Annotated in this window: 12 protein-coding genes; all 12 read right to left on the bottom strand. The window is 47.6% G+C overall.

Features of this window, described 5'->3' with window-relative positions:
- Positions 1-561, bottom strand: a complete 561-nt coding sequence (locus DXXMK7_RS04935) for a GNAT family N-acetyltransferase (RefSeq protein WP_038918111.1) — start codon at positions 559-561, stop codon at positions 1-3.
- Between the two features lie 22 nt (positions 562-583).
- Complete coding sequence (locus tag DXXMK7_RS04940) at positions 584-1918, bottom strand: MFS transporter (protein ID WP_038918112.1); 1335 nt, start codon at positions 1916-1918, stop codon at positions 584-586.
- Positions 1919-1921: 3 nt separating this feature from the next.
- Positions 1922-2590 carry a TfuA-like protein gene (locus DXXMK7_RS21650; protein ID WP_071605167.1) on the bottom strand — a complete coding sequence of 223 codons (669 nt, stop codon included), beginning with the start codon at positions 2588-2590 and terminating at the stop codon, positions 1922-1924.
- 2 nt (positions 2591-2592) lie between these two features.
- Positions 2593-3774 (bottom strand): YcaO-like family protein, encoded by a 1182-nt coding sequence (locus DXXMK7_RS04945; protein ID WP_038918113.1) that lies wholly within the window; start codon positions 3772-3774, stop codon positions 2593-2595.
- A complete protein-coding gene (locus DXXMK7_RS21345) occupies positions 3771-6788 on the bottom strand; it encodes a carbamoyltransferase C-terminal domain-containing protein (RefSeq protein ID WP_049842508.1) in 3018 nt (1005 codons plus the stop codon). Before DXXMK7_RS21345 ends, DXXMK7_RS04945 begins: the two co-directional genes overlap by 4 nt.
- 43 nt (positions 6789-6831) lie before the next feature.
- Positions 6832-7665: a DUF692 family multinuclear iron-containing protein gene (locus DXXMK7_RS04955; protein ID WP_038918114.1), complete on the bottom strand. Its 834-nt coding sequence runs from the start codon at positions 7663-7665 to the stop codon at positions 6832-6834.
- Complete coding sequence (locus DXXMK7_RS04960; RefSeq protein ID WP_038918115.1) at positions 7662-8246, bottom strand: hypothetical protein; 585 nt, start codon at positions 8244-8246, stop codon at positions 7662-7664. Before DXXMK7_RS04960 ends, DXXMK7_RS04955 begins: the two co-directional genes overlap by 4 nt.
- A gap of 2 nt (positions 8247-8248) precedes the next feature.
- On the bottom strand, positions 8249-8515 hold the full coding sequence (locus DXXMK7_RS04965; RefSeq protein ID WP_038918116.1) for a hypothetical protein: 267 nt from the start codon (positions 8513-8515) through the stop codon (positions 8249-8251).
- Positions 8516-8524: 9 nt separating this feature from the next.
- Positions 8525-9610: a molybdopterin-synthase adenylyltransferase MoeB gene (gene moeB, locus DXXMK7_RS04970; RefSeq protein WP_049842509.1), complete on the bottom strand. Its 1086-nt coding sequence runs from the start codon at positions 9608-9610 to the stop codon at positions 8525-8527.
- A gap of 101 nt (positions 9611-9711) precedes the next feature.
- Complete coding sequence (locus DXXMK7_RS23165) at positions 9712-9834, bottom strand: hypothetical protein (RefSeq protein WP_022632489.1); 123 nt, start codon at positions 9832-9834, stop codon at positions 9712-9714.
- A gap of 678 nt (positions 9835-10512) precedes the next feature.
- Entirely contained in the window at positions 10513-11439 is a 927-nt protein-coding gene (locus DXXMK7_RS04975) for an ornithine cyclodeaminase family protein (RefSeq protein WP_038918117.1), read from the bottom strand.
- Positions 11440-11449: 10 nt separating this feature from the next.
- A complete protein-coding gene (locus DXXMK7_RS04980) occupies positions 11450-12595 on the bottom strand; it encodes a DSD1 family PLP-dependent enzyme (protein WP_038918118.1) in 1146 nt (381 codons plus the stop codon).
- Positions 12596-12655: the final 60 nt, after the last annotated feature.

Below are 12655 nucleotides of genomic sequence, written 5' to 3' on the forward strand. Positions count from 1 at the left end.
TTATTTTTCAGGGGTTATGTATGAGTTCAGGACGTGGTCCTGCCATATTCCATTTATTTTCAAATAGGATTTAGCAAACCCTTCTCTCACAAATCCCAATTTTTCTAATATATTTTGGCTACGCGTATTGTCAGGGAGGTGGTTAGCCATAATACGATGCAAACCATAATTTTCATGGACGTAGGCGATTGAACTTTCCAAAGCTTCATGCATCAACCCTTTTCCCTGGTATGATTTATCGATTGAGAAGCCTAAATAACCAGCCTGGAATACACCATAAACAAAGTTGGTAAAATTAATGCTCCCAATGATCTTATCTTCTCCTTTGAGGGTGAAAACAAGCAATAAGCATTTTTTCGCTTTAAAATCAGGCTGAGAATCGGCAATGCGCTGCCTGATGCTGTCGAGCGAGAAGTAATCTTCAGAACGCAATGGTTCAAATGGTGCAAAATTATCCCTGTTCTCGACTAAGAAAAGTTGAAGTTGCTCGGAAAAATCCTCTGTAAGGCAGTAAACATCGGTCCTTGCAGTGGAGAATAATGTTGTTTTTTCTGTGCTCATGCTTCTTTTTCCGGTCTGATCATTAATTTGACGGTTGTAGTTCAGAACCATCAGGTTCATTCAACGGTACTATTTTTAACGAAAGCGAGAAGATTCCGCCAATTAAAGCAATTATAAGGATTTCTATCAAAACATTCTGTGCGGGCTCTGCGCCAATACCGATAAATGTTAAATAGACAGAGTAAGCCCCGTATAAAACAATCACAGAGCTCATCACCAGACTAAGGGTGAACGCCCGGATCTCTTCAGGAAGGCGAGCCAGTAAATTACTGATGGCGACGTCCTGTCCCATTGTTACGCATGCCCGGAAAAATAAAACATATAAAATAAGTGCAAATATGCCATCGCAATAGATATAGAGGAAATAACAACCGGCAGATAATAATGCGAGGCTGCCAAAGGACAGCATAACCAGCGATTTATCATCAAACTTCGCTGCGGCACGTGGCACAATGACACCCTTAACATAGTGGGCGGCGTCAAAGGAGGCAATAAACAGGAATAAAGGGATAAGATAAATAATGCTGATGTCCATGATATTGTATTCCCTAAACTCCGCCACCATCAGGTAGGTATGAACATGGACCATTGAGAAGTTAAGTAAAACAATTATCAACGAAATTTTAATCAGCATGACCAACTGATCTCGGGTCATCGCTCTGAGACAAGAAATAAAATTTTTAAGCGTGTTTTTATCACCGGCTTTCTGGTTATTTTCAGTGTCAATTTCTTGTGCATTATTTCTTTGCGGATAGCGCCACAGCCAGATACCTAAAATAATAAACATAATTGCCGGGATAAACAGCATCGCTTCTGCATACCCGATAGTTCGATACATGACGAGCAAAATGAGCAGAAAGATGATCGGGACAATCGACACAATCTCCTTGCCGTATCGTTGCGAAAGCAGAAGTGCTTTGGTGCGCAACCCGCTTTCCTCACCATGCTTAATGATTTGGTTGTCTATCATGTCTTGCAGCATTGCCTGATAGGCCCCCGAAATCAGGCTCATACCGATAGCGCTGAGAAATGAGCTGAGGATCAGCAGTGATATTTGCAAGCCGGCATCGTGGGTGCTTGTCAGTGAGAAAAAAAGTGTGAGCAGAGCCGATGCGGTAAAATGGCTACCCAAAGCAACGCTTCTAAAATGCCCCAGCTTGTCGGCGAGTAAACCCGATGGCACTTCGAGGAGGATTGATGAATAAAATGCGATAGAAACGCGTAGCGACACCGCGGAATTAAACATCCCGCCTAAAGCGCCGACCAAAAGATGGCTTAACTGATTTGATGTCGATTGCATCGCGCGGAAGGTGCTATCCAGATAGCCGATGCTTTTTAACCAATTACTATTTTTCATTTTTTATTGCTCACGCCTTGCCAGATAAAATTGAGTCAGATAGTTAATCGCCAGTTGCGCATCATTCTTTTTAGGATGTAAAGCATCATCACTAAATAGTGCTCTTAATTCACTGCCTTTGATCTGTGGTGAAAAAGAACGAATGATTTCTACTACTCGATCAATATAACGTTCATACCAACTAATAGAACGAACCTTCGCTAAAATAAGTCGGGCGGTGAGTGACGAAAATTGCTTTTGCATGACGAGATGACGCGTAATATGGTCTATATGCACCCATGAGAGCGTTATCTCTTCATAACTTCCGGAATGATAACGTAATGCTACATCTGCGTCAGAATGGTAATAACCCATAATGTATCCCTGAAAAATCTGTCCCACTCCTACCATCCCAGCAGTATAACAATCGGCAGCGCGCAGTGCTCCCATGCTGGAACAGCCCAGCAACAACCCTCCGGCCTGAATAAATTCCAGACATTCAACCACGGTTACAGACATTTTCGTGCCAAATAAACCATCAACGATTAATACTGGGCGACCACTACCTGTTAATGCTGCCAGCTCTCCACCCTGAATCGGTGGGCGATATTCAATAATATCGTCACGCTGTTTAATCGTTGAAACTGACGGACCACCAAATACGATCGGTTTACGTTTAGGTGAAAAAAGCATAATTATCCCACCCGGCCCGGATTAACATGCCAGTCATACAGGCCAGGAATAACGGCTTTAACCGTATGAAAAGGTAGATCGTGCAGCGATAAGTCCACAATATAAACATCCTCTATCTCTTGCTTTTCGAGAACCTTCGCAAGAAATTGCGTCGCAGCTGTCAGCGTTTGGGGAGACTGTTCTGAAGGAGATGGTTCTAAAGGTGATTGCTCTGATGACGGCATCGCCACGTTGGCATAATGTTTGTGGAATAACGCCTTCAATTTGCTAAATTTCGATGTTTCAAAGAAGGATTGTGAGCGGTACTTTTTCTCCTGCCGGCTTAAATCTTCCCGGGAGGCTTGCAGACTCACCACCAGCCCCTGAATAGCTTCCATCATTGCGGCATCCAGCGCGTCAGATTCGGTAAAACCCGACGCAGAACCAGCAATCATAAACTTTGGCCCCATACTGACGGGATCATACAGAGCAACGTAGTAAGTGGGTAAGGGACCGTGTATGCGCAACGCGAAACTTTCGTACCCTTTATCGTTAAGATGTTCCCACAACGTCATGGTCGATGCTCTGGAAATGGTCGAGAGATCAACGAAGTCAGCGCAGATTTTGGACAGGCAGTGTTTGTAAAACAAGGATGTCGTATTACGTTCAATCGACTCCATGATCGCAAAACAGGTCGCCTCCTCCAGACTGCCGCCGCAAGCCAGTCCGGAAGTATGTGCTTGTATATTAGAGCTATGCCTGTCGGAACCATGATATGGAAATTGTACTTCAATAGCCGGGAGGCGCAGCTCGCGACCCGTATGCCACTCATATCCGTTTATCCATTGCTGAATATCACATTCCGGAGTGAAACCTAATCGTTGCAGTGTCTTTTTATCGTCCCTGGTTGCCTGATGATGAAAAATGGCATGCTCGCACCAGCAAGCACAGTGTCGTTCATACGCTTCCATCAGCGCGCTGCAGGTCGCAGCGATTAAACTACGACCTTTACCCTGTGTGGATGATATCTGGCCTTTTTTTATCTCCGTTCTCACTGCATTGACGATGGATACCCCAGGAAGATTAATAAACTCGCCGACTGAAGTGAGTCTTGAAATACCTAAACGCTTGCGCAGCGGTAGCGCCAGCGCCAGCACTTCTTTCTCGGTATAACGCCTTAAGCCGGGATGCGTTGCCGTTTTCAAGGTTCATTCCTCCCGGCCGAAAAATCATAGGCAAGAGTCAGGCATTTCAACTGAATATATTTATTTATCTGCTTTCTGAGCGTTAAAGGAAGTTCAGCATAGGCTTTCTGCGCATCAGCCAGGCAATGGAGTCTGAGCAGTTCCGTTAGCGAATGATAAAGTTGGGCGCTGATTGATTGCGACGTTCCCTGATAGTCATGAGTAAGCCAGTACTTTGCTTCATTTTTTTCCAGCGCGCTGTGCAGCTTGCAGCCGGGGCTAAGACGTAACAATCCCGGCAGGTTTTGTTCATCCAATTCCCACTCGCGTAGTTCAACGATATAGCCGCCAAATACCACGGCATCGATATGCGTTGAAAGCAGCATTTCTATTGCCTGCTGTGGCTCTTCAACGATCGGTTGTCCGCGGACATTGAATGAGGTATTCAGCAAAACAGGAAATCCAGAGCGTTCGCCAAAGGCATTCAACAACGCGTGGATTTCGGCATTGTCATGCTCCGAGACCGTTTGTACCCGTGCAGTACCATCGACATGGGTGATTGCTGCGAGTTTATCTCGGTATGCTTTTTTAACCGGCAGAACTTCGAGCATGTATTTATGTTCACCATCCCCGTCAAAGTACTGGCTAAGATGTTCGGCGGCGACCATTGGGGCAAAGGGGCGGAAGTCTTCACGGAATTTCACCCACTTGTTGATGAATTTCCAGGTGTCCATTGAACATGGACTTGCCAGTAATGAGCGAGCGCCTAATGCGCGCGGGCCAAATTCAGAACCTTTACTGCAGGAAAAATACCCGATGACTTGTCCGGCGTTTAATCGTCCCGCCAGCGCGGCAGTGTCAATGGCGGTGATGGTTATTCTGTCGGCAAAGCGGTTGGCGGCAAAAGCAATATCCCGGTGATGATAAACTTTGCCCAGATAGTCATGGCTAAAGGCATCATTCAGGGTTTTTCCATGCCTTTTGTAATAGGCGGCGCTGGCCGCTCCGATGGAGATACCGGCATCATGTTGCGCGGGAAATAGATAGAAGTCTTTTAATTTAAGATGGTTGCGAACCTTGAAGTTGACGACGGAATTTAACGCCACACCGCCGGTCATGACCAGCGGCGTATTATTCGTAATCTGGTAACGCTCCAGGCGGGAAAATATTCCTTGTTCTAATACTGCCTGCACCGAAGCCGCCAGGTTGGCGTAATCCATAGGATTGGATTTCTTTTCAGTAAATTTTTGCTTCCACAAATAGCCATACGATAGGCCTGACGGTGTTTCAACCGCGATTTCATTAGCATACTCAGGCGTGCCGTACGGCGCTAATCCCATCAATTTACCGGAGGCTTGCCAGGAATTAAATACGAACTGGCTCACGGAAGCATAGGCTTCTCCAAGGGAAAAACTGCCATTTCTGATATTAAACGACGGGCTGTATTCCCGGTTTACTAGTTGATAGTCCTGTTGATCAAAAGAATAATGCGACACGACATGCAACAACGGCTTAATTCCGTTCAGACCTGCATTCAGGTAGGCGGCAAATTCTTCGCCACTGCATAAAAGATCTTCCCGGCCCACGACGGTTCCGCCTGAACCATCAACGACCAGTACATTACCCTGGTTAAATTTCGAACCAGACCAGGCTGCAAAGGCATGACACAGATGATGGCTGGCAAAGACGGCTTTGGCGGAAAACGGATCAAACAGGGTGAAATCTGCGGCATGGATCGGCTGATTAAGGCCGACATACTCCGGTGTGGCAGCCTGAATATTATAGGCAAAGCAGTTCACATCATTATAAGTAAGGCCTGCTGCTGAAAGGCAGTAATCCACTGCCAGGGTACTGTCGAGAATACTCCGGCCATCATGTTTAATCCGCGTAAGGCGTTCCAGTTGAATACCATAACGAATTTTTCCGTTGACCATCAGGCATGCCGACGCATCATGACTGGCGGAAATGCCGACAATGACATCATCATCAGGTTTAATCAGAGGGAGTGACGACGTTATATTTGTGGCTATGGTCGCCTGAGAGGCGAAGGTGATCCGATCGAACAGCCCTTCTGCTTGTAACCCTATCGTATGCTCGCCGGTATGACTTAGCCGCTCGGTAGAGATCAGCAGTGTTCCGTTTTCCCCAATGATTTTCTGACCATCGACTATTGCCGTCAACCGGGTTGTGCGTGCGATGCTTCCCTGAAAACTGGCGACCAGGCTGATTTTCACTCCGGTGTCTGTTGATGGCAATGTGAGTGCGGTTTCCACCCGCGTCGATCTTTCGACATTGAGATCCCAACACTGTGGCATTGGTTGTGGAAGTGGCTTATTTTCAAATAAGTACAATCCCTGATAAGCCTCACCCAGGTAGATCATACCGGCGTGCAGCGCAAGGCGATCGTGAGGATGCCCCGATTTTATAAGAAAGTCGCGTAGGTTGGCTGCCAGCCCTGCGAGGTAAACTACAGCGGCGGAAGTGCCTTTGATGGAGTCTGACGCACCAGTATTATTACGTGTTGGATAGTCAAATTCCCTGACGATAAATTCTATATTGCCATTACCTGCTGGCGTTTTTCCTGGAATGGTGTTGTTTTTTAATAACAGTGCAACGCCGATTGCTTCCGTCGAAGAGCCTGGAAAACGCTGGCGGCCGAAATCATGACCTACCGATGCCAATATGTAAGGCTTTTCAATTTCGTCGGAAAAGTGAGATAACGCCGCATGCAGCGAATGAGAAGATTCATTTTCAGCGGAAGAATAAGCATGCGCTTCAATATGACAGTTGCCAAATTGTTTGGCGACACGCTTTCTCACGCTATCATAGCCTTGGGATAAGGCATCAAGGTAACTGGCGGAAACAACGCGGGAAAAGTCTTCTCCTGAGCAAGAAAAAAGATCGCTGGCCAGCAAACTGGAGATTTTAACCGTATGTGGATGTAGTGTTTCTACATTTGATATTTCCGCCAGCCTTACGAGTTCGTTTTTTCTTGCACTATCAAATAGCAGGATAGTCGTGTTGTTAGTATCCATACATTGCCTTATTAACCAGTACTATTATATTTATTTTTTTAAGTCAGAATGAAGGAGTGAAATTCATCCTCTGACAGGCGTTTTCTATATTTGCCAAATCTGTCACGATCACTTCAGTTGAGATACCTACCCCTAGCTCATAGGTAATGGCTTTAAGCTCGGTGCATTGCGTAATGGCTTGTTCTAGCAGAGGAAACACCTCAGCAACAATTTTTTCTGAGTGCGTGTCACGATATCGCCAATGATGCTTGGGATGAACGCTACCTCCTGCAATATGAATCTCATTAACGGCTGAAAGTGGCAGACTATTCAGGACATCTTCCGGTTTCAGACCATAATAGATCGCATAAGAAAATACATGGCTAATATCCAACACAACACCGCATTGAGTAGCATCAACCAGACGATGAAAAAATTCACCCAGCGTCATGTCGCCCGCGGCAATACTGAACGAGGGAATTTCAGCACAGAACGGAATGCGGGAGACTTGCTGAATACGTTTTACACCCTCGATTGTCATTGCAAGGACTGATTCGCAGAGCACCGGTGCGGCGAAATAGGGCAGATTATAAGGGCCAACATTCCAGATGCCGATATCTTCCAGGCACCATGCCGCTTGCAGTACATCACTGATGTTGCTTTGACGCTCCAGTACATCAGGCCGTAATCCATCAATTCCCGCAGGCTCCATGCCTGAAAAATGGTGTATGATTGGATAGTCAATAAAAGTCTGACGAAATGTTTTAGCGACAGCGAGATCTGGAATAGCAACGACTGACAGATGGCTGATTCCGTTTTGGGATAATTTCAATAGTTCACTTAATTTATGACCATAGCTGTGAGTGTAATCAATCCCTAATCCTACAAGTGAGCTCATGCTGTCTCCTTAAGTGAAATCGCTACTTTCCCATTTTCATTTTGTAAGCGTAAACATGCTGTTTTATTCTCGAATGTGACATCTGAGAGATGATCCGCTTTGTTCAACAGTGATAATGAAAAATATCTGTCGAGAATAATCTCTTCAGTTGTCGACTTTTCGGCAACATGAGTTATTTTCGATTGCCACGGTGAGTTTTCCGAGTTTGTTGAGATGCCAGAATAAATGCCATCAATCAGAAATATGGTTTTCTCTTCTTCAGTCAGGTCGGATTTTTCGACGACAAATGAGCAAAAGCTTTCAATAAGTGTCCTGCTGTTCCAGTTCCAGAAACTGTCTGACTCACAATAGGCTATTACCAGGGCAAGAAACTGCTCTTTGCTAAAAAAACGCGGGGAAAAGTGCATGTCTGAATAAAGCACGGTACGCAAATTTCGCTGCCTGGCGGCGCGTTCAACGATCAGTCTTTCGCTGTCCATCGTTTGGGCAAGGTACTGATACTCGGTATCTGCACCGCTTATCCGATAGTTGTTGCTATATAGCATCGATACATACGCTTTCTGTAACTTTTTCGCGTCCAAGATTAACCTCCCGAAATAGCTACTTCGAATGTCAAATGATCACCATCGGTTAGGATTGGGTTACTATCAACTGACATCGTATTGTTAATAAAAAGGGTAATGAAAGGTTTTAACTTGCAGCTTTCATTTTTTTCTACGGCTATTAATTTAAATGCCTCAGGATTCATACTCCTGATTTCAAGTAAAATATCATTAAGATTTTTAGCGTCTGTTGTTATCTTACTTGTGCTTTTTATTGATTCTGGCAGCGATATCTCAATCATCGTCATACAGTTCCATTAATTATTATGGCATTGACATCCAGGGCGTTTTTTCGTGGTTAGTAACTGATGCTGATTGTTGAGCATGTCTATTTTTAATAGTTTTCCATTTAAACAGTCGCCAATCCCAAGAATAATCTTTAGTACTTCATTTGCCTGATAGATCCCGAGCATTCCAGGGATAACACCAATAACGCCATTTTCTGTGCAGGATGGCGCTAATTCTGCTGGAGGGGCTTCCGGATAGACACAGCGGTAACAAGGCGCCTGATTATTAGAGCGTGTCATGACTTGTCCGGAAAAACGGAATACGGCCGCGGAGACGACGGGTTTTCCTGCCGCGACAGCGGAATCGTTAATAATGTACCGGGCTTTAAAGTTGTCGGTACAATCTACGATGACGTCGTAACCGTCTACTAATGCATCAATATTTTCTGGCGTTACTCGCTCATCAATAGTATTAACGGTGATCTCAGAGTTGAGTGCCCGTAGTGTATGCAATGCAGAATCAACTTTTTTCTTTTTCAGCATGTTTTCGTTATGAATGACCTGCCGTTGCAAATTGCTCAGATCGACAATGTCATGATCGACAATGGCAATTTCACCAACGCCGGCGGCTGCGAGATACAACAGGCATGATGAGCCAAGTCCTCCGGCACCAACAACCAGTACTTTCGCTTGCATAATTTTTAACTGGCCATCGGAACCGATGTCTTGTAGCGACAGATGTCTTGCATAACGCTTTTTATCATTTTCGCTAAGGCTCTGCGGGTATTCAATATGATTCCCCTGAGCTTTCCATGCTTCAAATCCACCCTGAAGGGAGTAGATATTCGAATAATTAAGTAGCATTAAATTTAATGCAGCATACCTGGAGCGTAAGCCACTTGCACAAAAGAGGACTATAGGTTTATCTAATTCTATTTTTCTTTTCTTTAGCTCTATTTCTAAAAAACCACGTCCGATAGTAAGTGCTTTGGGAATAGTACCATCAAGAAATTCATGGCTCTCTCTTACATCAATCAAAAGAAAACCGTCGCTGTCTTTCAATTCATCTATCGATATTGAACGGATACTGTCAATTCCATCGACTATGTTGCTCATAAACAAATACCTTTCGATTACTGAAAAGTAAAATATGGTTTTGATGTTTGCTTTAAGATGGATAGATTAAGGAAAGGTGGCCGCATCGCGGCCACTTTTTCTTACTCTTGCCACTCTTTATTCGAAACCATGCAGGTTACATCCAGCAGAATTTCATTTTCAGCTTCGGTATTTTCTGCATTCAGTTCAGCAACAGCCAACTCTAATTCTTGAGCCTTATCCATATTAATTTCCTTATAGTTTCACATTGAGTTTTTTGAATTAAGCAGAATGTGTTTATTCCGCGTGACAAATATTATTGGCTATAAATAATTGTGTCAATAATGTTAAAAAATGTATTGTAATTTGAGATAAAACTCTGTTCACTTAGTTTTTGTATGGTTAATTAGGTGTTTATATCTTTTTTTTAACATGAAAGCAGAGATTAATCCCTTGGTTTGCCATAATGGTTACCAATGAATTTAATTGGTAATTAAAATGAAACTTCTCCATTAATGTCCCGGTGATTAAAAAATGATCTTGGTGGTTTGGGGATTATAGGTGCGTAACTAAATACATATGTTGATATTTGCTTGCTATTAATTAGATGAATATTTATATGTGATATAGTTGCGATGGTATATTACTCATTCAATATGCGTTGGCGGCTGTCGCTACTCTTGTCCTTAACGCCCGTTATTTTTATTAAATAATATTCTGATATCGCGACCAGGCTTTTTATTTGCAGATACCGCCCCAGCCCGCAGGTGAAATCGGCGGTACATATCTGCCCGCCGGGCGGTGTGGAATCAGGGGGGAGCCGACGGTTATTTAGCGCGGTAGTTTGCCGATCGTCAAACCGGATGCCCGATGGGACGGCATCCGGTTTGATATGTCGTGTCTGGTTTGACGTGTATAGCGGCTTAAGCGTGCTGACGTCGCCAGGCGTCAATCACGGCTTTGGCTACATACAGGTCCTGAATCGCCAGACCCGAACTGTCGAAAACGGTGATGTCCGAGGCCGCTTCGCGGCCGGTGACGCTGCCGGAAAGCACATCGCCAATGGCGAAAACGGCCTTATCCTCGTCGGCGTGCTGGAATTCACCAATGCGGCGAGACTGCGCCGGAAGATCGCAGAATAACCGGCCGGCCATCAGTAGTTCGACCGGCAGTTCCTGTTTGCCGACGGCGTCCGAGCCCATTGAGGAGACGTGCGTGCCGGGGCGGACCCAGGCGGCATCAAAGAGCGGCGCTCTGGCGGTGGTGGCGGCGATGATGATGTCCGCTGCCCGACAGGCCGCTTGTGCCTGACATGCCCGCGCCGGCAGCGCGTTGGCGCGCAGGGCCTCCACCATGTTTTGGGTGGCGGCTTCAGTACGCCCGACAACCAGAATCTCCTTGATCGGGCGAATGCGCGCCACCGCCCCGACCTCGTAACGCGCCTGATGGCCGGTGCCGAAAACCGCCAGTACCGAGGCGTCGGCGCGCGCCAGTGCATCGGTAGCCACCGCATCGGCGGCCGCGGTGCGATAGGCATTCAGGGTTCCAGCTTCTACCGCTGAGTCGATAACGCCTCGCGACTGGTCGAAAAGGAAGATGATTGAGTTGTGGCACGGTAGCCCGCCGGCGAGGTTTCCCGGCCAATAAGAACCTACTTTCAGCCCCGCCAGTTCCGGTGTGGCGCCTGACTTCACGGTAAACCGGTTGCCGGGGTCGGAGCCATGACCGTGGACGACGGGGAAGTTGGCGGTGGCAGGGTGTACCGCATCGATCAGCGCGGCGCGCACCGCATCATAGGCCATCGCGTGGCTGGCCAATGCTGCACTGTCTTTCTCATTGATTAAAAACATGATGCTTACCTCACCATCCACCGAAACGTGACCATTGCGACAGCGGCGCGTCCGCTTGCGCAGGAATAACATGATAGGCGTCGAACTGGCCTGCCGTAGCGCAGGCGTGATTCGGCAGAATACGCAGCCGCGTGCCGACCGGCAGATCCGGTAACGGTCCGTCGCTGCCGGGGCGCAGTGCAATGATGCCGTGTTCCTGATTGGCCGCGGTGACGATAAGATCGGGGATGATCTTTCCGTGGTCATCGCAGACGAGGCCGTACCCCTGATCGACCGCCTGATTGGCGGTGCCGCGATCGCGCGAGAGCGCCATCCAGCCGGCGTCCACCATGATCCAGCCGCGCGCGGCCTGATGACCGATGACGGTGGTCAGCACGGACAAGGCGATATCATCGGTGCGGCACACGCCGATCCCGGCCATCACCAGATCGAAGAAGACGTAGACGCCGGCCCGCACTTCGGTCACGCCAGCCAGATTGCGGGCGGCGTGCGCGGTGGGCGTTGAACCGACGCTGACGATGGGGCAGGGCAAGCCGGCCTGCCGCAGGTTGTCAGCCGCGGTCACCGCCGCGCTACGTTCCTGTTCGGCAAACGCCGCGTGGGCGCCGGCGCCGGCTACGCCGTAGCTCTCTCCCGCATGCGTCAGTACGCCCCGCAGCAATCCGCCGCCGTCGTGCAGCACGCGACCGATCTCGATAAGCGCCGGCGATGCCGGCGGCAAACCGCTGCGGTGGCCGTCGCTGTCGACCTCCAGCAGCGCCGGGATCTGGATGCCGGATGCGCGCGACGCATCGACAACCGCCTGCGCCTGCTCGATAGAGTCCAGCAGTACGGTCAGGTCACAGCCGGCTTTAATCAACTGTACGACGCGAGGCAGCTTCTGCGGCGCAATGCCCACCGCGTACAGGATGTCCCTGATGCCGGATTCGAAAAACACCTCCGCCTCACGTAACGTTGAAACGGTCGCCGGTCCGGTGCCGTCGGTGAGCAACCGGCGGGCGACCTCCACCGATTTTGCCGTTTTCAGGTGCGGGCGTAAGGTGATGCCGGCAAGCTCCGGGCGATCGCGCAGGCGTGCGATGTTGGTCAGCATGATTTTTTCGTCGAGTACCAGCGAGGGGGTAGGTAAAGTCGATAGCCGATCGGTCAGTGTCATGGTGTAGTTCTCATTTTGCTCTGTCGGTATGAGATTTTTACCCTGTCGCCATTTAGAATG

It is taken from the genome of Dickeya sp. MK7 (assembly GCF_000406305.1).
Taxonomy (GTDB): Bacteria; Pseudomonadota; Gammaproteobacteria; order Enterobacterales; family Enterobacteriaceae; genus Dickeya; species Dickeya fangzhongdai.